Below are 19213 nucleotides of genomic sequence, written 5' to 3' on the forward strand. Positions count from 1 at the left end.
GGAGCCCATTGACGAGCGCTGAGCGTTCGGCATCGGTCAGTTCGTCGATCGCCTGCGCGAGGACAGCGGCGGGTGCGATTTCAGCGAGGGCGACGAGACGTCCGGTAGGGGTCGCACTGACGAGGACAGCGCGACGATCGCGCGGATCGGGCTCGCGGTGGGCAAGGCCAGCGTGTTCGAGACTATCGATCAGTCGGGTCGCAGCAGCGCGCGAAATGCGGAACATATTGGCGAGATCGCTGGCTCGCTGTGGTCCGAGAATGACGAGGACATGCAGTGCCGCGAGATCCCGCTCCCCTGCCGTGAGTTGCGTCACTCCGGAGACGATCCCGACTGTCCGCGCGGCGGCGATGGCGTGGAGCAGCAGCTCTGTCGCTGGTAGCTGCGACGAACTCGCCCGTTCTGGTGACGACTCCACAGCTCGCTTCCTCTCGTCTTGGAAAGCTACCGCGTCCGCCGGATGCCGGAAACGGCGGTAGCCTAGCCGATCAGTCATGAACGAGGTGGCCAGATGGTCCCGATACTGCGCTCCGCTGCACTTCACCGAGCGCTGACCGAGCATGCACCGTGCTGATCACGAATGATCGGCATCCGAACGGTGGTCCATTAGGGGATTGGCGAATCATGTGGCAGAGGAGCATTCGCGGTACCGATGTGCCTGCAGATCTTCAGTCATCCGGATCGCGTCGTGTAACTTGTCAGGGCGGAGAAGGTACCGGTTGGACCGCTGGCAGGCTCGTCAGTCGCGGCATCGATGGGTTTGGCGTTCTGGCTCCCGTCGTGTAGGCTAGCGAAGTTGGAAAGTGGAGACGTGGGGGACGCATCGATCGAGGGACGGAGCGAGCAGCGATGGCAGAGCATCCTGTAATCACCTGTGAGCGCCGTGAAGTCATCGGGAAGAAGGTGAAGCGAGTTCGACGTCAGGGTAAGACTCCGGGCGTCATATCCGGGCCGGTCGTGTCCGAACCCCTGCCGATCGCTTTCGATACGCGCGATTTTGAACGGGTCTATCACCAGGCTGGCCTGGCTCGCCTGGTCGATCTCGTCGTCGATGGCACAACGTATCCCGTCTTCATCCGGGAAGTCGCCGTCCATCCAGTGACGCGCGAAATCCTGAACGTCGAGTTCTACGCGCCGGACCTGGCACGACCGGTGACGGTGACAGTTCCGGTCGTCACCGTCGGGTCGGTGTCACCGGACGTGGTCGGTGTGGTGACGGTTCAGACGCCGGAGCTGGCGATCCGGGCTTTGCCGACTGCCGTGCCGGAGCATATCGAAGTCGACCTCGGTCTCCTCTCGCCGGAGCGCACCGCGATTCACGCTGGTGAGATTCCGCTCCCCGCGGGAGTCGAGCTCGACACGGACCCGGATGTGGTGGTCGTGGTGGTGGAGGAGGCCGAAGAGGTCGAGGCTGCCGAAGAAGCAGCGCATGTTCTGGCTGAAGAGACCGGCGATCGCTTGCGGGCAGTAGAACAGGGCGCTGCCCCGGTGCACGAGCGCGAGCTGCGCGAGTCCTAACGCGTGAGCCTATCGCTCCGGCCGCTGGAACAGGAGATCGAGACGGACTGATCGCGTTACTGCCCAGGCCAGTAGGCTGAGGCAGGAGACTCCGAGTAGCCATCGCCCCGGAAGCCCGCGGCGCCGGGGCTTTTCCATACTCACGTGCTCCAGTTCCCACAGACGGGAACCGTCCGCGTCCTCGAGGAGCCGGATGCTGAGCGCCTCGACCAGGACGAATCCCTCCGTCGAGGGTGGACGCGGCACGCGCTCAGGCCGCGCCAACCGGTGCACCAGTTCCCCAACCACAGGCGCGAGCGGCGCGGCCCGCTGCACCAGGTCACGCGCTCGGCCGAGCGACGCGACAGCCTGCCTCGTTTTGTCGGGAAATTCGGACACTGGCACCGGGAGTGGACGCGTCATCAGTCCTCCCCAGCTTTCCGACGGGCTTCCCAGCGTTCACGCGCTTCTCGTACCGCTTCTTCGCCACCGAGATATTTTTCGATAAGCTGATCGAGACCGAAGACGACGTCGACACGGACATCGACGTCATGATACTTCAGGACGAGATCCTCGTAGCGTGCCCAGTACCAGTCCTCGCCACCGCCAGCATGATATTCCCACTCCGGTCGAACTTGAACGAGAAGCCGCTGGTCCGGATCGTAGTATTCGAAAATCGTATCGATTGCGCGCGGCTGCTTGCAGACGGGACAGCGTGTCCAATGCATCGTCTTGAGGAGGATGCCCAGCCGTGCGTCTGGGTGCGTTCGGACGTTCACTCGCCGGGCGACGGGTGCTGACCAGACGGCATTACAAGGCGGACAGCGCATTTCGATCTCACTGAATTCCGTCGGGAGATCAGGTGCTGTAACAACATCCTGGTCGTGGTCCGACATATGCCGATCCTTCGTGAGCCATGCACGACCTGCGATGCCCCACCGCATTGTACCGCAGGCGGGATCGGTATCGTGCTCGAATCCATCCCCGCAGCGTTGATGACGGTGTGGACCTACTCCTATTCCGATTCTGTTGCTTCCGGCTGTTCCGAGGCCCGTACGCACTGAACCGCTACACTTGAGTGAAGGAGGTAGCTTAGTGACTTCTCCGGATTTCGTTATCGACCAGCTGGAGCGAGCGGGGTTCCGAGTTGCCCGGAGGACGGGCGCCCTCACCTTCCTCGTCCATCCAGCGTATCCTGGACTGCAACTCCGCGTGGGGACCGTCTACGTGGTCGCTGAGCGTGACGAGGGAGAGATCGCGCGCCAGCGCCTCGACACGCTGGACGTCGAGGCGTTGTTGGCAGTGATCGAACGGGCGCAAGCGAGGATACAACCATGAGCAGGGGGCGAGCGGTCTCGTTGTTCCTGCAGGGGGCGGTTGTCGGTCTCCTCTGGGGCATCGTGGCGCTCCTTGCCGAGTTCGGGTTCGGACATCCCGGGATCGTGGGTCGACTGCTCGAGGGGCTCACGAGGCTTGTGCCGCTGGGCGTCCAGAACTGGGCACTCGGATCGGGGGAAGCCTGGACGAAAGTGGCCGCGCTCCTCGCCCTGCTCTTCGTCGGTGCGGTCGCGACCGGTGCTGTGGTGGTTTTGGCTGGGAGCAGCCCGCAGCGCCGCGTACCGGTGGTCGTGGTCTACGCGGGTGCTGTTGGGCTCTTACAGGTCTTTGCTTCGGCAACGCATGCATTCCTGCTCGCGGTCTCCCTCGCGGATACGATGCTGCTGGGGATCGGACTCGTCGCGGTCACCGAGCCGGGAGCTGTACGCGAGCAGGTCGGACGGCGACAGTTTGTCCGAGGGTTCGCTGCTCTCGGGCTGGTAGTCGGTGCAGTCGGCGCAGCCCGTGCCCTCTGGCTACTCCGCGCACGTTCGCAGCCACCGGCCGCCGTCGATGAGCGGGGGTTGCCACCACCGCTCACACCGATCAGTGATTTTTACGTCGTTTCCAAGAATCTCGGCGATCCTGACGTCTCGCTGGCTAGCTGGCGCCTGGAAGTCCGGGGGCAGGTACAGCGGCAACTCGTCCTCGATATGGCTGCCCTGCGGCAGCGCCCGGCGACGCGGCAGATCGTGACACTGGAATGCATCAGCAACGACGTCTGGGGACCATACATCAGTAATGGCGAATGGGTCGGGATACCGTTACGCGACATCCTTCTCGAGGCAGGGCCGATCGAACCGGTGGTCGATGTCGTGTTCACTGCAGCCGACGGGTACAGCGATTCGATCCCGTTCTCCCTCGCGCTGGAGCCGAGCGTTTTGCTCGCCTACGCGCTGAATGGGGAACCGCTGCCGCGGGAGCATGGCTTCCCGCTGCGACTGGTCGTTCCCGGGATCTATGGCATGAAGAATGTGAAGTGGATCACCGGTATCGAATTGAGTCCGACGGACTATCGTGGATTCTGGCAGCAGCGCGGCTGGAGCGATGTGGCGATCGTCCAGATTCACTCTCGGATCGATACGCCGCGTGGTGGTGCGACGGTACCAGTCGGTCGCGAAGTCTTTATCGGTGGCATCGCGTTCGCTGGTGATCGAGGTATCGCGCGCATAGAGCTCTCGACCGATGGCGGGGAGAGTTGGCGGGAAGCGGAGCGGGAGCAACCGCTGTCGCCCTATTCGTGGGTCCGTTGGTGGACCTGGTGGCAGCCTCCGGCCCCTGGCCGGTACCGCCTCGTCGTGCGAGCCTGGGATGGACAAGGCAACCTGCAGGTGGAGGATGAGCGTCCCCCACTACCGGACGGCGCGACCGGCTGGCATCGTATCACGGTGGAGGCCCGGGCAGGCGCCTGAGCGAGGACGGAGGCAGAAGCGGTGACCCAAACGGCGTTCCAGCTCGTCCCGATCGGCATCGTCCATTCACCGATCGCCGATCGGCGGATGATGCCGCCCGAAGGGGTGGAAGCGGAAATCGAAGTCTTCCCCGAGTTCGCCGAGGGGTTGCTTCGTATCGAAGAGAACACGCACATCTGGGTGCTCGGCTGGTTTCACGATGCCGATCGTGCCCGGCTCGAGCTGGTCCGTCCTGAGTACGAGCCAGCACGACGTCGGCGCGGTGTCTTCGGTCTCCGTTCCGTCGCCCGGCCGAATCCGATCGCGCTCACCGCGACGCGCTTACTCTCCGTCGAAGGAAGGCGGCTCCGGGTGGCACGTCTCGACTTCGTGGATGGGACACCGGTCATCGATCTCAAACGGTACTCGCCGAGCTGGGACTGCATCTTCGCGGCGCGGAGCTCGCGAGATCGATATCTCATCGATCTTGCCAGTCCAGAGCGCCTCGCTGAATACGAGATGGAAGCAGCCAACTTTCACGGTGAGCAGTGCGTCTGGGTCGCGCTGGCGGCACGGCTCGTGCAGTACCTCGCACTATCCTGGAACGTACGCCCCAAGGACGATCGTCTGATGGTGACTGTCAGTCTCGCCGACGAACTCCGTCACTTGGCTGACGCACTGCAGGCGCTCACCGGTGCCACGTTCGGGAACGGGCGGCTGGCGGTGACCGGCGAGTCGGTCGTGCGCTTCAGCTTGGAGAATCAGCAGCTCAGCGTGCGACCGAAGGTGCCGAGCGACATGGGTCTCGCGACGGTGCGGACGATGCCGCTCGAACACCTCGTTGTGGTGACACCCTAAATCGCGTTCTCCCTTCACTCCCAGCGGAAGGTCCGTCGCGCGACCAACAGGATCAGTGCGGTCCACAAAGCGAGCATGCCGAGTTGGGGCAGGGGCCAGCTCGGTTCCGGTGAGAGCGACGCCCGGAGCGCACTCGCCAGCGCATTGGAGGGGAGGACGAGCCCGACGAGCGCGATCGGCCCGGGAAGCCGGTCGAGCGGCCAGGCGACGCCTCCGAGCAAGATGAAGAGGACATACAGGCCGTTGGCCAGGCCGAGCGTTGTCTCGGCGCGGAACGTGCCAGCGATGAAGAGGCCGAGACTGGCGAAAACGGCTGTGCCGAGGAGTAGAGTGACCAGTGCGACGGCGAGAGCGCCAGTGGGACGCCATCCGAAGAGGAAGGCGGCACCTCCCAGGAGGAGGAGCTGGAGCACTTCGACCGCGAGAACGGACAGGATCTTGGCACCGATCAGGCGCCCGCGTCCCAATGGGGTTGCACCAAGCCGTTTGAGTACGCCGTAGTGGCGCTCGTACGCCGTGCGGATCCCGAGGCTCACCAGCCCGATCGACATCACTGCCAGGGCGAGCATGCTCGGGAGCAGAAAGTCGATGGGACGCGTGTATCCGCTCGGTGCCAAATGGAGTGCTGCGAAGAAGACGAGCAGCGCCGGTGGGACGATCAGCGTGACGAGCAGCCCTTCTCCGCTGCGCAGCGTGAGTCGGAGTTCCATCTGTGCCTGTGCCAGCAACGCGTGCATACCGTCACTCCCGTAACCCGTTGCCGGTCAGGTGGAGAAACACTTCTTCGAGTGATTGGTGACCGACGCGGAGTTCGAGCAGCAGGATGCCGCGGTCGCGAGCCCAGCTCGTCACTTCGACGAGCGTATCCATCGGGCTGTCGGTCTCGAGCGCGTAGCGTCCGTTGCCGAGTGCCTGGACCTGACGGACACTGGGCAATTGCCGGAGTTCGGCCGGTTCGATCGCTTGAGCAGCACTCAGAGTGACCTGGTCGGCCTCGTGGCGCATCAACTCGTGCGGTGTCGCGAGCACGAGGAGGCGGCCGTGGTCGATGATGCCGACGCGATCGGCTAAGCGCTCGGCTTCCTCGAGAAAATGCGTCGTCAGGACGATCGTCTTACCACGCTGCTTCAGTTCCTCGAGCAAAGACCAGGTGAGCCGGCGTGCCTGGGGATCCATACCGGTCGTCGGCTCGTCGAGGAACAGTAACTCGGGCTTCCCGATGAGTGCCAGAGCGAGCGCGAGTCGCCGCTGCTGGCCGCCTGAAAGGTAGCGATAGCGTGTCCTAGCGACTTCCTCCAAACCGACGAGACGGAGCAATTCGTCCGGATCTTCCGGATCCGGATAGTAGGTCGCGAAGAGTTCCATGACCTCCTCTGGGGTCGCGGCCGGATACACGCCACCACTTTGCAGCATGACGCCGATGCGCGGTTTCAAGCGACTGGCATCCTGCCAGGGATCGAGGCCGAGCACGCGGACAGAACCCTCGTCCGGCTTGCGGTAACCCTCGAGGATTTCGATCGTCGTCGTTTTGCCGGCTCCGTTCGGACCGAGCAGGGCGAACAGCTCGCCTCGAAAGATTGTCAGGTTCAAATGATCGACGACGACGCGACCGCTATAGCGCTTGACGAGTGCTTCGACCTCGATTGCCCGATCCTCCGGCGGCGCGACTGGCTGCGTTGGGGATTGCACTCGAGCGTGTGTCATCGTCATCGCCTCGCCTCACGAACGCTGTGCGGGGTGGTCGAGCTGGCGCCAGCGGGTGCGGGACTGGTCCGGTGCCAGGGAAAGCAGAGGGACAGGGGCCCACGTGTGACAGACGGATGCACCCGCGGTGCACATCGGTACCGGCCAAAAGCGCGTGGAATCGAGCGGCAACGCGCGTCACAACCCATAGAGCATCGCATAGATGATCCAGCCAGTCACCGCAACATACAGCCAAATGGGCAGCGTGATACGGGCAATTGCGCGATGCCGACTGAACTGTCGTCGTAGGGCGCGCGCGAGCGTCACGAGCACCAGTGGTCCGAGTGCAGTGGCGAGTATGGTGTGCGAGATCAGGATGAACAGGTAAACGATGCGCACCCATCCCTCCCCAGTATAGAGCTTCGTACCGAGCAAGAAGTAGCGTAGGACATAGACGACGAGGAAGAGTGCGGCGAACACGGTGCCGGTGAGCATCGCGGTTCGGTGCACCTCGATGCGGTGCCTCCGGATTGCGACGTAGCCAACGAGAACGCTCAGACCGCTGATCACGATCAGGGCGGTATTCAGGATCGGAAGCCATCGTTCCATGATGCTGGTGCCAACCTTCCGGCACGAGCACGACTGTCGTCCAACGCGCAAGGATACCGAACTGGTTCGATCGGAACGTCAGGAAAGCTCCGATCCTCGACCGGGGAGCGAAAGCCGATGGCGGGTCGGTTTGGTGCCACCGTGAACCGTGTGCAGCGGACGAGGATCGTACCTGTCGTGACGAGAGGCCGGAAGGCGTATCGCTCTCCGCCGGTCTACGGGCATGGCCCGGTGCTCAGGGAGAGGTCGTGGGCTGCAGCCCGATCGAGGATCCACACGACCGTGCCATGCGCTCCGCGCAGAATATGGGCGGGAACGCGATCCGGGTCGTCCGTTTCTTCGAGTGCGGCGCGTACGGCCGCTGCCTTTTCCGAGCCAGTTACCAGGACGATCACGTGTCGTGCCGCGCGGATCAGCGGTGGCGTGAAGGTAATGCGGACGGTGCCGAGCGCTGGTACCTCGTTGGCAACGACGAGGTGCTCGGTCTCGTGCAGTGCTTTCGTTCCGGGAAAGAGGGAGGCGACATGCGCGTCCGCACCCATGCCCAGCAGGACGAGATCCAACTGGGGAATGTCGCGTTCGTGCGTGCCAAAAAGACTTCGGAGTGTTCGTTCGTAGGCAACAGCTGCAGCTTCTGCACCGAGTTCGGTCGGAATACGATGAATGCGGTCCGGATCGATCGGTAACCGGTTCAGGAGCGTTTCGGCAGCGAGCCGATAGTTGCTGTCCGGATGATCGGGTGGTACGAGCCGTTCGTCGCCCCAGAACCAATCGACCGCTTGCCAGGGAACGCGATCACGATACGGAGGGTCAGCCAGCAATCGGTACAGAAGCCGTGGAGTGCGACCGCCTGCCAGGGCGACCGACGCGCGTCCGTTCTGCGCGATCGCCGCAGCGAGAATCGTCGTAATGTACTCGGCTGCGTGCTCGGCTGCCGCACGCTCGTTCTCGAAAATGCGGATTTCGCATGCCATAGGTTCAGTGTCCGCGTTGCGCTCGTTCCAATTTCCGAAGCTCCACGGCGAGCGCTGTCGCTTCGTCGAGTGCTTGCTCGTAGAGCCAGTCCGGTCCGGTCTCCTGCAGTTCTTCGACGAGCAAGCGTTGGAGGTCGAGGAGGTGGTGGTGGAAGGCGTGTTCCAAAAGACAATGGGTCCGATCGTGAACGCGGAGACGGAGAGTTGCGTGCCGATCGCTACCACCCGTGAGGTCGATCGTCAAGTTCGCTGCGTCGTGGTCGTGCTCGGCTGTGAAAGCGACGTGGAGGAGCTGACCGTGAAACAGAGCGGGGCAGGATTCGGGGAATAGGACCCACTGCAATTGGCGGTGCCCAGGAGCGGTGAATTCGAGGATCCAGGTCGGATCGCGTCGGTCACTCGCAGCGAGTCGCCAGCCGAGTCGGCTCGCCATCCAGCCGAGATAGAGGAGCGGTTGCGTCGGATTGTCGGGAGTATTACTTCTGCCGTGACCGTAGCGCAGCTCCACGCGGACGATGGACTCCAGAGCCCACCGGCAGTGCGTGATATCGAACATCCGAGCTGTCGTTTCCAACCACGGACCGAGGCGTCCCCAGTTCAGGTCAGAGACGGCAGTGCTCCGAGCAACCTGCTGGATAAGCCGACGCGTGGCGATAATATCGGCGATGGGGTGAGGGCTTTCCAACGAGTCGAAGATCAGGCGATCGACCGTCCGGGCGACGGCTGGGAAGCGACGATCGTGACACGGTAGGGGGCCGAGCCACCAGAGAAAAGCCGGAAGGTCGGGTAAGGCGAGCGGCATGATGAGGCTCGGTAGGAGTTCGATCCCTTCGTCCGGTAGGGTGATCGTGATCTGCTCGTAACAGGGGGCATAGCGGCCTGCGGTTCCGAGATCGCACTGGATACTGACGGTCGGTTCCTCGAGCGATGTCGAGCGATTGGCGAGGAAGAGGACGACCCGGGAGGGATGGTGGGTCGAGAGGCGACCGATCACCTCTCGGGCCCAGGCCGCTCGCTGGCTATCCGGTGCGTAGACGAAGAGCGTCAGAACACTCGTCCGGCTGAGGGCGAGTTCGTTCCGTCGGTCAGCCCACGGGGGCGATTGCCAGAGCCGAGCGAGTTCCCGCTCGATCGCCTCGATGTCGACTGGGACAGCTGGTGGTGCGTTCATCGTGCACCTCCCCGGGTCGCACTCCTAGGGACGACGCCAGCGACGGCCGTCACGAGCGATGAACAGTTCGGCCTCGGGTGGTCCCCACGTTCCGGCATCGTAGTTCGGGAATTCGGGCGGCGGCAATTCGGCCCATCCGCGGAGAATTTGCGTGATCGGTACCCAGGCAGCCTCGGTTTCGTCGCGTCGTGTGAAGAGCGTCGAGTCACCGAGCATGCAGTCGAGCAGCAAGCGCTCGTACGCATCGGGCGACTGCACCAGGAATGACGTGCCATAGAGGAACCCCATCGTGACGGTGCGCAGCCGGATACGAGGCCCGGGTACCTTGGCAGCGATATGGAGCGAGACTCCCTCGTCGGGCTGGATGCGGATGATCAGCCAGTTCGGCTCGACACCGGAGGTCATCATTCCCTTGAAGAGCGGGTGCGGAACGCGCTTGAACTGGATCGCGATTTCGGTGACGCGTCGTGGAAGCCGCTTTCCGGTGCGCAAATAGAAGGGGACGTCTGCCCAGCGCCAGTTATCGATGAAGAGTTTGAGCGCCACGTACGTTTCGGTGATCGAGTTCGGGGCGACTCGCGGCTCTTCCCGATATCCGGGAACCGGCCGACCGCCGATGAACCCCGGACCGTACTGACCGCGGACAGTGATCTCATTCACTTCTTCCGGTCGGATCGGACGGATCGCCCGCAGTGCCTTGACCTTCTCGTCGCGTACCGGATCGGCCTCGAAAGCGATCGGTGGCTCCATAGCGACAACACTCAAAAGCTGCAGCATATGGTTCTGCACCATGTCTCGAAGCGCTCCGGCGCGGTCGTAATAGCCACCTCGTCCTTCGATGCCGATCGTTTCGGCAACGGTGATCTGGACATGGTCGATGTAGTTGCGGTTCCAGATCGGTTCGAAAATCCCGTTGGCGAAGCGTAAGGCGAGGATGTTCTGCACCGTCTCTTTCCCGAGGTAGTGATCGATGCGATAGATCTGCTCCTCCCGGAAATATTTGAGGAGATGGTTGTTGAGAGCGATCGCACTCTCGAGATCGTGTCCGAACGGCTTTTCGACGATCAGGCGCACCCAGCTTCCTGGTTGGCTCGGTTGGGCGAGGCCGCTCTCACCGAGGTGCTGGGTGATCGTCTCGTAGGCATCAGGTGGGGTTGCGAGGTAGAAGATGCGGTTACCGGAGGTGCCTCGCTCTCGATCGAGCCGCTCGAGTTCCTCGCCCAGCTTCGGATAGGCGGATCGATCGTTGAAATCCGCACTGAAGTAGAACAGTCCTTGGGCGAACGTCTGCCAGACGTCGGGATCGATCCGCTGACGCCGGGAAAAGCGCTCGACCGCGGCGCGCATCTCCTGACGGAACTCGTCATCCGTATATGGCCGCCGGGCATACCCAACGACGGTCAACCCAGGTGGCAGCAAGCCGTCGTAGGCGAGGTTATAGAGGGCTGGCAGCAACTTCCGATGTGTGAGGTCTCCCGATGCGCCGAAGATGACCATGATGCAGGGATCGGGTAAGCGCTCGAAACGAAGTCCCTCGCGGAGCGGATTGTGCAACGTGGTCGCAGTCATGGACTCGTCCCACTCCCTCTGGTTTCGACAGGCTTGACGCTGTGGCCACCGAACTCGCGGCGGAGAGCGGCGACGACCTTGGCAGCGAAGGAATCTTCCTGCCGCGAGCGGAAACGCATCTGCAAGGAAAGGGTGATCACCGGTGCCGGGACGTCCTCTTCGATCGCCGTGAGAACGGTCCACCGCCCCTCGCCGGAATCCTCGACATAGCCGCGTATCGCGGTGAGATGCGGGTCGTGACGGAACGCTCGCTCGGCCAGCTCGAGGAGCCAGGAGCGGATGACGCTGCCACGGTTCCAGAGCGCGGCGAGTTCAGCGAGGTCGTACTCGTAGGGTGAGCGTTCGAGAATCTCGAAACCCTCTGCATAGGCTTGCATCAAGCCGTACTCGATGCCGTTGTGCACCATCTTCGCGAAGTGGCCTGCACCGGCCGGCCCGAGATACCGGTATCCGTTCTCCGGCGCGAGCGTCGCGAGGGCTGGCTCCAGGTGGTGGAAAGCGGATTTGTCGCCGCCGACCATCAGGCAATAGCCGTACTCGAGTCCCCAGATACCACCGCTCGTCCCGACATCGAGGAATCGGATACCTCGCTCTTCCAGATGAGTCGCACGCCGAACCGAGTCTTTCCAGTAGGAGTTCCCTCCGTCGACCAGGATATCGCCGGGCTCCAGCAAGGGGGCGAAGCGTTCGATCATCTGCTCGGTCGGATCGCCGGCTGGTACCATCAGCCACACAGCTCGTGGCGGTGTGAGGGCTCGGACGGTTTCCTCGGGGGTATAGGCACCGATCGCGCCTTCAGTTTCCAGTTGCCGGATCGGCTCAGGACTTCGGTTATGGACGATGACCCGGTGACCGCCCTGCAAAAGGCGGCGAGCCATGTTGCTGCCCATCCGGCCGAGTCCAACGATCGCGAGTTCCATGTCGACCTCTCCCGTTTTTCTCCTTCAGCGCGCAGCAGTGACGACCAGTTCCTGCTCCAGGCGTTCCAACGCAGCGACTGGGTCGCCACGGAGCGTGATCTGAAGGACCGGTCGTCGCCGCTCGGTGAGCGCCGCGAAGTCGCCGTCGGCTTGTGCCAGGAACAAGGTGCGGAACGAATAGGGCTCACCGGGAATCGGCAGATCGTACTCCGGTTCGCTAACGAGTTGCAGGAAGACACCGGTATCGGGACCACCCTTGTAGAGCTGGCCGATCGAGTGCAGATAGCGCGGTCCGATGCCGAGCGTGGTCGCGACGCGGAGTCGTTCCGCGAGTAGTTGGCGGATCGTGTGCAGCCGATCGAGCATGTCCGAGTTCGGATCCACGAAGGCCAGGATACCGAGATAGCCGGAGGAGGAGATTCGGGAGAAGAGCTCAGTGAGGGCGCTCCGGAGATCGGTCGCTTCGGTCCCCGCGACAGTGAGGGAGCCCTCGGTAAACGCGACTGCCGGACGGACGAGTTCTCCGGAGTGCCGGTAATGCTCGAGGAGCATCGCGGTGCGTTCCTTGCTCGCGCGGACATCAGGCTCGTCGAACGGGTCAATACCGAGCACGCGTCCAGCGATCGCGGTGGCGAACTCCCAGCGGAGCATTTCGGCACCGAGTTCCCAGAGGTTCCAGAGCTGTGTACGCAGGATCGGGTGCCCGAGCGTCTCGGCGGCCTTGAGGAGCGCTTCGGTCGGTTGATATGGCTGCAAGGCGAGATCGATGCCGACGAAGACGCGGTCAGGACCGTACTGCTCCGGTGGGAGATGCGGCTCGTGCACGATCGGCACGAGGCCGGTTCCTTGCTTCCCCGTGCTCTCAGCCAAGAGTTGCTCGAGCCAGTCGCCGAACGGGGCGACCGCCGGTTCGAGTAAGAAGGTGACCTTATCGCGGCCCAGCTGCGCGAGTGTCGCCAGAGCAGCTCCCAGCCAGAGACCGGGGTTCTCTCCGTTCGGACGGTGCAGCCGTTCGACCATCGGATTCACACGGTCGAGGAGCGCTTCGATCGAGAGGCCGATGACACTGGCCGGTACCAGCCCGAAGTAACTCAGCGCACTGTACCGGCCGCCGATGTCGGGTGGGTTGAGGAAGATCCGCCAGGCCTGATGGCTGCGTGCCCATGCTTCCAGAGGAGTACCCGGATCGGTGATCACGACGAGGTGGTTCCCAGCCCTGTCACCGAGTTCGCGTTCGAGTTCGCCGAACCAATAGGCGGCGAGGCTGGTCGTTTCGATCGTCGTGCCGGACTTCGAGCTGACGATGACCAGTGTCTGGGTGAGGTTGACGCGTTCACGCACGCGCTTGATCGTGTCGGGGTGGGTGGTGTCGAGGACGATCAGTTCCGGATGCCCCGCGTCGTTTCCGAGTACACGCTGGAAGACCTCCGGCGCGAGACTGCTCCCGCCCATACCCAGCAGGAGCGCATGTGCGAACCGACGTTCGCGAACCTCGTGGCGGAAGACAATGAGTTCCTCGAGTCGCTCGCGGATCCAGTCGACGATCGCCAGCCAGCCCAGTCGCTGGGCGATACGACGCTGGCGTTCCGGATCGTCCGTCCAGAACGAAGCGTCTCGTTGCCAGACGCGTTCGACCGCCTTTGCCGCGACGAGTTCCTCGACGGTGCGCTCGATATCCTGGCTATACGCGCCGAGGTAGCTTCCGCGGCGCTCGCTCGCGGCGATGAGGTGGCGTCGCCGCTCGGCGATACGCTGGAGTGCACTCACGTAGGATTCCTCGAAGAGCCGCACGCCATCCTCTTGCAGCTTGGCGGTAACCTCCGTGTACGAGATACCGAGTTCTTCCAGCCGCTGAAGGACTGTGGCAGCGTCCTCGACTCCCTCCTCGACGGTATTCGGCCGCGGGTGCCCATGGTCACGATAGGCTTCGACTGTGACTGGAGCCATCGTCTGCACGGTGTAGGGGCCGATAAGATGCTCGACATACATGACGTCGGAGTAAGCCGGGTTCTTCGTGCTGGTACTGGCCCAGAGGATGCGCTGGATCTGCGCGCCGTGTTCACGCAAACGGGCGAATCGCGCACCCTCGAGGAACACGCGCTTGAACCGCTGATACGCCAGCTTCGCATTGGCGATCGCGGCCTTCCCCTTGAGCGATTCGACCAGCACTCTCCGCTCCGGATCGCGCTCCTGCTCCAGCAGCTGGTCGAGACGACGATCCACCTCCGTATCGACGCGTGAAACGAAGAAGCTCGCGACGGAGGCGATCCGATCGATGGCGAGACCCTCGACCAGCCGGCGCTCGAGTCCGCGCAGGTAGGCTTCCATCACCTGCTCGTAGTTCTCGAGCGAGAAGAGCAAGGTGACATTCACGTTGACACCATCAGCAATCAGCTGCTCGATCGCTGGGATACCCGGTGGTGTTCCGGGAACCTTGATCATCGCATTAGGACGGTCGATCCTCGCGAAGAGCCGCCGTGCTTCGGCAATCGTTCGTTCGGTGTCGTAGGCGAGTGCCGGTGGGAGCTCGAGCGAGACGAAGCCATCCTGCCCTTGTGAGGCTTCGTAGACGAGCCACAGCAGGTCACAGGCCTTCTGGACGTCGTGAACAGCGAGTTCCTCGAAGATTCGCTCGTCGGACAGTCCCTGTGCGGCCAGTTCAGCGATCTCCTGGTCGTATTCGTCGGTTCCGGCGATCGCCTTGTCGAAGATCGTCGGATTCGAGGTGACGCCGCGGAGGCCATCTTCCTCGATCAACCGGGCGAGCTCGCCCGAAGTGATCAGCGGACGACTCAGGAAGTCCAACCAGAAACGTTGGCCGTAGCTTGCGAGTTGACGGAGCGGGTTCGTCATCGTGGTACCCTCCGGTCATCGGGTGGTTGTCGCTCGGTGCACCGAGCGGCCGATCCGTGTCGTGACGAAGACCGGCTCTCAATCTTAGCGCACGGAGGACGCGCGGTCCTTCAGCCACAGGTCGGAAGCTCGGTATGGGGACGAAGCTCGATTACTGGCAACGCTTCGGCGTGTCGCAAGGCGAAAGCGATTTCGGCGTCGTAGTCGAAGATCCGGAGCAGCCGCAGGAGTGGCCGGGTTGGGACTGGCGGGCCACAGCGGCGCGAGTAAACCGCCATGCGTTCCATCAGGGCACGGCGCTCGGCAGGATCGGCGACGACCCGGGCCGTGGCCCGCCAGCACCGGTGCCCGTGGCGGACGATCACCTCGGGATGCGCGACGATGTTCCGATACCAGTCGGCTCGGACGCCAGCGAACCCGGCGAAGACGACGAACCGGTCATCGAGGCGCATCGCGCTGACGGCCGTCCGGCGTGGCAGACCCGTCTTCCGGCCGATCGTCGTGAGCAGGATGACACAGCGCCAGGCGAGCAGACTGGCGAGCGGTCCTCGATACAGGTAGACCGGTAAGCGAAACAGGAACCGCTGAAGACCACGTGGCCGGTGTCGTACGAGTGTCGGCGGTTGCACCGTCATCGTTCGTTGTCCTCTCCCGTGGAAGCGCGGTACATGCGTCCGATTGCCGCGATCTCCTCGACCGCTGCCGGGTTCTCCAGCGCGGAGAGATCGCCAGGATCCTGCCCGAGATAGACAGCCCGGATGACTCGTCGCATGATCTTCGCATTCCGAGTCCGCGGTAGCTCGCGGACGACGTGAACCCGTTCCGGACGTAACGGCTTGCCGAGCCGCTCGGTGATGCGGTCACGGATCTCCTCGAGGAGCTCGGCTGAGGGTTCAACGCCTTGCCGGAGCTGGCAGAACACGACGAGGGCCTCCCCCTTGACTGGGTCGGGGATACCGATGGCAGCGGCTTCCTGGACAGCAGGATGGGAGACGGCGATCGATTCCACTTCAGCTGGGCCGAGGCGCTTGCCGGCGATCTTCAGTGTGTCGTCCGAGCGACCGAGGATGTACCAGAAGCCATCGGTATCGATCAGAGCCCAGTCACCGTGTACCCACATGTTCGGCCAGCGTGACCAATAGGTCGCAAGGTACCGTTCAGGATCGCGCCAGAAACCAGCGGTCATACCGACCCAGGGCTGCCGGAGGACGAGCTCGCCCACTTGTCCGCGCACCGGGCGACCTTCGTCGTCGACGACATCGGCAGCCATGCCCGGAACCGGTCCGGTGAAGGCACACGGTACCTGCGGCTCGATCGTCGTGCAGCTGAGGATGCCGCCAGCGATTTCCGTCCCTCCAGTGTAATTGATGATCGGGACACGTCGTTGGCCGACGGTCTCGAAAAGCCACCACCAGGGTGTGGGATTCCACGGTTCGCCGGTCGACCCGAAGGCTCGGAGCGACGAGAGATCGTGCCGGTCGTCTGGGGAAGCGCCGCGTGCCATTGCAGCGCGGACGACGCTCGGCGTGAGGCCGAGGACCGTGATCCGGTGACGGGAGACGAGCTGCCAGAGCCGATCCGGCGTCGGCCAGTCGGGCGTACCCTCATAGAGCACGACCGTGGCACCGAGCAGCAAGGTCCCCTGGATGAGCCAGGGGCCCATCATCCAGCCCAGATCGGTGAGCCAGAGAACGCGATCGTCCGGTTGGACATCGAAGCAATAGGCGAGATCGTGCGCAGCTTTGATCGGAAAACCAGCCTGGACATGGACGGTTCCCTTCGGGCGTCCGGTCGTGCCGGAGGTGTAGATCAGCATGCAGGGTGCCGTCGCGCCAGTAACAGCCGGTTCGGCTCGGGAGTCGTTCTGCTCGAGCAGGTCGTGCCACCAGACGTCGCGGCCTGGGATCCAAGACGTTGCAGTACCGGTACGCCGAACCACTACGACGTGCTGGACACTCGGGCAGCGCTCGAGAGCCTGGTCGACGATTGCCTTGAGGGCGATCAGTCTGCCCCGTCGGGGGAACGCGTCGGCAGTCATGACGAGCGTCGCTTCGGCGTCCTGGAGGCGCGTCGCCACGGGATCGGGACCGAAGCCCGAGAAGATTGGCACGACGAGAGCCCCGAGCCAGCTCGCGGCGAGGACGGCAAGTGCCGTTTCGGGTAGCATCGGCAGGAAGATGCCGATGCGATCACCAGGCGATACACCAAGAGCGGCGAGCCCAGCAGCGAGTCGGGGAACGAGCCGCGCGAGGTCGGTATACGCGAATGCGGCAGTTGTTCCGTCGTCACCCTCCCAGATGAGCGCTGGCCGATTACTGCTTCCCCAGCGCTCCAGAATGTCAGCGACGTAATTGTAGTGTGCATCTGGGAAAAAGCGTGCCCACGGTAAACCGTCGGACAAATCGAGGACTGTTGTCGGAGGCTGTTGCCACCGGATACCTAAGTCATGGACAGCAACGTTCCAATACCAGGCAGGGTCTGCTGCACTCCGCTCGCGCAACTCGGTCAGCGAAGCCAGGCCGAGCGAGCGGTAGAAGCGATAAAGACGACTGCGGGCCAGCTCAGCTTCCGACGGTACCCAGGCGAGTGTCTCCATCGCGCCTGCTCCTTGTCCGATCGTGCCGTTTCGCATTCATCGTAGACGGGAAGGGACCATCTTGGCTAGCGATGGAATCTCGGTGTGCCCACTTGACAGCCAACGCAGTCTTCGCGTAGCCTGGGGCTGGAGCCGAAGAGCGTCGATTGGTGGACGTCATACCGTAAGGTGTCCGATATTTCGGACTTTCGGGGACGTCAACGACGACGTGAAGGCTGCGGGATGGTCAGTCGTGCGAGGAGGTCAGAGGATGAGCCGGAAACCGGATGACCGCTGGATGCGGAGCACGCTGTCTCGGCGGGCTCTGGTGCGTGGCCTCGTCGGTGGCCTAGCAGTGCCGGCCGTGAGCGCGCTGCTTGCGGCCTGCGCCGGTCAGGCTACTCCGACGCCAGCACCGCAACCCACGCCGACAACTGCGCCGGCGCAACAACCGTCGCCGACGGCAGCTCCTGCGGCGACGACGGCACCCGCGGCGACACCCACAGCGACGCCGGTGGTCCTCAAGGGAACGAAACTGAACATCCTTATGGGAACGTTCTTCGTTCCAGAGACCCAAGACTTGATGAAGAAGCAACTCGAGGAGTTCGGGAAAGAGACCGGTGTCGAGGCGACGATCGACTTCATCAACTGGCCGGACTTGCAACCGAAGATCAGTGCGGCTGTGCAGGCAGGTGCTGGTCCGGACATCGTCGGGATGTGGGATACGTGGCCCTCGCTGTACAAGGATGCGCTGGTGGATGTACACGAGATCGTGGAGAAGCGCATCAAGGGCGAGGGTGACTACTTCGACTGGGTGAAGAAGACCGTCCTCGTCGGAGACCAGTGGTTGAGCATCCCGATCGGAGCACCGACCAGCGCCCAAGTGTTCCGGAAGAGCGCGCTTGAAAAGGCCGGGTGGCCTGATCCCAACAATCCACCGGACACCTGGGAGGATCTCTTCAAGGTCGGTGTCGAGATGAAGAAGAACGGGATGCCGCTCGGACAGGCCTTCGGTCACTCGACGGGCGATCCGCCTTCGTTCTGCTATGCCTTCATGTGGGCGTACGGGGCAATGGAAGTGGAGCAGGACGGCAAGACTGTCGCCTTCAACAAGCCACAGTTCGTCGAGGGGATGAAGCTGTTCTTGAGTTACTGGAAGCAGGCGTTCGACGAGACCGGCCTTTCCTGGGATGACGCGACCAACAACCGGGCCTTCCTGGCGGGACAGATCGGCTGGACGTTCAACGGAAGCAGCATCTACATCGCTGCGAAGAAGCAGGCACCGGATATTGCGCAGGATATTGTCCATCACATCTTCCCGAAGGGACCGGCAGGTCGTTTCAATAACCTCGGTAGCTGGTCAGTGGGTATCGTGAAGTACTCCAAGAATATCGCAGGGGCGAAGGCATTTCTCGAATGGTGGACTGCCCCCGAGCAATTCCGGAAGTGGTTGGAAATCCAGCAGGGATATCAGGTTGCGCCGACTCAGTACTACCTCGATGATCCGTACTACAAGGCTGATCCCAAACTGGTGCCGTACGTCGAGGCTGCCAAGTACGGTCGGAACAAGGGGTACGCTGGGCTCGGCAACGAAAAGGCGGCTGAGGCGTTCGCTCGGTATATCGTGGTCGATACCTTCGCGCGCGCGATCCAGTCGGGGAATGCGGAGGAAGCGATCCAGTGGGGTGCTAGTGAGCTGCAGAAGATCTACGGAGCGTGAACTGGTATCTGGGGTA

At 63.1% G+C, this 19213-nt stretch carries 17 protein-coding genes and 1 pseudogene; 5 read left to right on the forward strand and 13 right to left on the reverse strand.

The window, feature by feature from the left end:
* Window positions 1-112: 112 nt before the first annotated feature.
* A pseudogene (locus tag OO015_RS08700) lies at window positions 113-562 on the reverse strand (MarR family transcriptional regulator); the annotation flags it as partial.
* Between the two features lie 287 nt (window positions 563-849).
* On the opposite strand from OO015_RS08700, the gene OO015_RS08705 reads away from it, so the two are divergent.
* Window positions 850-1518 (forward strand): 50S ribosomal protein L25, encoded by a 669-nt coding sequence (locus OO015_RS08705; RefSeq protein WP_265940839.1) that lies wholly within the window; start codon window positions 850-852, stop codon window positions 1516-1518.
* 9 nt (window positions 1519-1527) lie between these two features.
* On the opposite strand, the gene OO015_RS08710 is transcribed toward OO015_RS08705, so the two are convergent.
* Window positions 1528-1920, reverse strand: coding sequence for a hypothetical protein (locus tag OO015_RS08710; RefSeq protein ID WP_265940840.1), 393 nt, complete (start codon window positions 1918-1920; stop codon window positions 1528-1530).
* Window positions 1920-2393, reverse strand: coding sequence for a CpXC domain-containing protein (locus OO015_RS08715; protein ID WP_265940841.1), 474 nt, complete (start codon window positions 2391-2393; stop codon window positions 1920-1922). Before OO015_RS08715 ends, OO015_RS08710 begins: the two co-directional genes overlap by 1 nt.
* Before the next feature lie 199 nt (window positions 2394-2592).
* On the opposite strand from OO015_RS08715, the gene OO015_RS08720 reads away from it, so the two are divergent.
* The 3 genes from OO015_RS08720 to tsaA are packed head-to-tail and all read left to right on the forward strand — an operon-like array spanning window position 2593 to window position 5123.
* On the forward strand, window positions 2593-2835 hold the full coding sequence (locus OO015_RS08720; protein WP_265940842.1) for a hypothetical protein: 243 nt from the start codon (window positions 2593-2595) through the stop codon (window positions 2833-2835).
* On the forward strand, window positions 2832-4286 hold the full coding sequence (locus OO015_RS08725; protein WP_265940843.1) for a molybdopterin-dependent oxidoreductase: 1455 nt from the start codon (window positions 2832-2834) through the stop codon (window positions 4284-4286). Before OO015_RS08720 ends, OO015_RS08725 begins: the two co-directional genes overlap by 4 nt.
* Window positions 4287-4307: 21 nt before the next feature.
* Window positions 4308-5123: a tRNA (N6-threonylcarbamoyladenosine(37)-N6)-methyltransferase TrmO gene (gene tsaA / locus OO015_RS08730; RefSeq protein WP_265940844.1), complete on the forward strand. Its 816-nt coding sequence runs from the start codon at window positions 4308-4310 to the stop codon at window positions 5121-5123.
* A 14-nt stretch (window positions 5124-5137) separates the two neighbouring features.
* Here tsaA and OO015_RS08735 read toward each other — a convergent pair whose 3' ends face one another.
* From OO015_RS08735 to OO015_RS08780, 10 genes are all read right to left on the reverse strand, one after another.
* Window positions 5138-5860, reverse strand: a complete 723-nt coding sequence (locus OO015_RS08735; protein WP_265940845.1) for an ABC transporter permease — start codon at window positions 5858-5860, stop codon at window positions 5138-5140.
* 4 nt (window positions 5861-5864) lie between these two features.
* Complete coding sequence (locus OO015_RS08740) at window positions 5865-6833, reverse strand: ABC transporter ATP-binding protein (RefSeq protein WP_265940846.1); 969 nt, start codon at window positions 6831-6833, stop codon at window positions 5865-5867.
* Between the two features lie 171 nt (window positions 6834-7004).
* Window positions 7005-7415 carry a DUF420 domain-containing protein gene (locus OO015_RS08745; RefSeq protein ID WP_265940847.1) on the reverse strand — a complete coding sequence of 137 codons (411 nt, stop codon included), beginning with the start codon at window positions 7413-7415 and terminating at the stop codon, window positions 7005-7007.
* Between the two features lie 215 nt (window positions 7416-7630).
* Window positions 7631-8389 (reverse strand): 6-phosphogluconolactonase, encoded by a 759-nt coding sequence (gene pgl / locus OO015_RS08750; protein WP_265940848.1) that lies wholly within the window; start codon window positions 8387-8389, stop codon window positions 7631-7633.
* Window positions 8390-8393: 4 nt separating this feature from the next.
* A complete protein-coding gene (locus tag OO015_RS08755) occupies window positions 8394-9560 on the reverse strand; it encodes a glucose-6-phosphate dehydrogenase assembly protein OpcA (RefSeq protein ID WP_265940849.1) in 1167 nt (388 codons plus the stop codon).
* 24 nt (window positions 9561-9584) lie between these two features.
* Entirely contained in the window at window positions 9585-11129 is a 1545-nt protein-coding gene (gene zwf, locus OO015_RS08760) for a glucose-6-phosphate dehydrogenase (RefSeq protein ID WP_265940850.1), read from the reverse strand.
* Window positions 11126-12049, reverse strand: a complete 924-nt coding sequence (gnd, locus tag OO015_RS08765; RefSeq protein WP_265940851.1) for a phosphogluconate dehydrogenase (NAD(+)-dependent, decarboxylating) — start codon at window positions 12047-12049, stop codon at window positions 11126-11128. The genes zwf and gnd overlap by 4 nt, the downstream gene beginning before the upstream one ends.
* Before the next feature lie 24 nt (window positions 12050-12073).
* Complete coding sequence (locus OO015_RS08770; protein WP_265940852.1) at window positions 12074-14902, reverse strand: bifunctional transaldolase/phosoglucose isomerase; 2829 nt, start codon at window positions 14900-14902, stop codon at window positions 12074-12076.
* 110 nt (window positions 14903-15012) lie between these two features.
* A complete protein-coding gene (locus OO015_RS08775) occupies window positions 15013-15537 on the reverse strand; it encodes a nitroreductase family deazaflavin-dependent oxidoreductase (protein WP_265940853.1) in 525 nt (174 codons plus the stop codon).
* The gene (locus OO015_RS08780) at window positions 15534-17498 is read right to left on the reverse strand and encodes an AMP-binding protein (protein ID WP_265940854.1); all 1965 of its coding nucleotides are present in this window, start codon (window positions 17496-17498) and stop codon (window positions 15534-15536) included. Before OO015_RS08780 ends, OO015_RS08775 begins: the two co-directional genes overlap by 4 nt.
* Before the next feature lie 250 nt (window positions 17499-17748).
* On the opposite strand from OO015_RS08780, the gene OO015_RS08785 reads away from it, so the two are divergent.
* A complete protein-coding gene (locus tag OO015_RS08785; RefSeq protein WP_265940855.1) occupies window positions 17749-19197 on the forward strand; it encodes an ABC transporter substrate-binding protein in 1449 nt (482 codons plus the stop codon).
* Window positions 19198-19213 lie beyond the last annotated feature (16 nt).

The sequence above is a fragment of the Thermomicrobium sp. 4228-Ro genome, from assembly GCF_026241205.1.
In the GTDB taxonomy this organism is placed as follows: domain Bacteria; phylum Chloroflexota; class Chloroflexia; order Thermomicrobiales; family Thermomicrobiaceae; genus Thermomicrobium.

Bases quoted from the DNA above. Each gene is read 5' to 3' on its own strand.
- OO015_RS08705 (WP_265940839.1), top strand. From the start codon at position 850: ATGGCAGAGCATCCTGTAATCACCTGTGAGCGCCGTGAAGTCATCGGG.
- OO015_RS08710 (WP_265940840.1), bottom strand. From the start codon at position 1,920: ATGACGCGTCCACTCCCGGTGCCAGTGTCCGAATTTCCCGACAAAACG.
- OO015_RS08715 (WP_265940841.1), bottom strand. From the start codon at position 2,393: ATGTCGGACCACGACCAGGATGTTGTTACAGCACCTGATCTCCCGACG.
- OO015_RS08725 (WP_265940843.1), top strand. From the start codon at position 2,832: ATGAGCAGGGGGCGAGCGGTCTCGTTGTTCCTGCAGGGGGCGGTTGTC.
- OO015_RS08735 (WP_265940845.1), bottom strand. From the start codon at position 5,860: ATGCACGCGTTGCTGGCACAGGCACAGATGGAACTCCGACTCACGCTG.
- OO015_RS08740 (WP_265940846.1), bottom strand. From the start codon at position 6,833: ATGACGATGACACACGCTCGAGTGCAATCCCCAACGCAGCCAGTCGCG.
- OO015_RS08745 (WP_265940847.1), bottom strand. From the start codon at position 7,415: ATGGAACGATGGCTTCCGATCCTGAATACCGCCCTGATCGTGATCAGC.
- pgl (WP_265940848.1), bottom strand. From the start codon at position 8,389: ATGGCATGCGAAATCCGCATTTTCGAGAACGAGCGTGCGGCAGCCGAG.
- OO015_RS08755 (WP_265940849.1), bottom strand. From the start codon at position 9,560: ATGAACGCACCACCAGCTGTCCCAGTCGACATCGAGGCGATCGAGCGG.
- zwf (WP_265940850.1), bottom strand. From the start codon at position 11,129: ATGACTGCGACCACGTTGCACAATCCGCTCCGCGAGGGACTTCGTTTC.
- gnd (WP_265940851.1), bottom strand. From the start codon at position 12,049: ATGGAACTCGCGATCGTTGGACTCGGCCGGATGGGCAGCAACATGGCT.
- OO015_RS08770 (WP_265940852.1), bottom strand. From the start codon at position 14,902: ATGACGAACCCGCTCCGTCAACTCGCAAGCTACGGCCAACGTTTCTGG.
- OO015_RS08775 (WP_265940853.1), bottom strand. From the start codon at position 15,537: ATGACGGTGCAACCGCCGACACTCGTACGACACCGGCCACGTGGTCTT.
- OO015_RS08780 (WP_265940854.1), bottom strand. From the start codon at position 17,498: ATGGAGACACTCGCCTGGGTACCGTCGGAAGCTGAGCTGGCCCGCAGT.
- OO015_RS08785 (WP_265940855.1), top strand. From the start codon at position 17,749: ATGAGCCGGAAACCGGATGACCGCTGGATGCGGAGCACGCTGTCTCGG.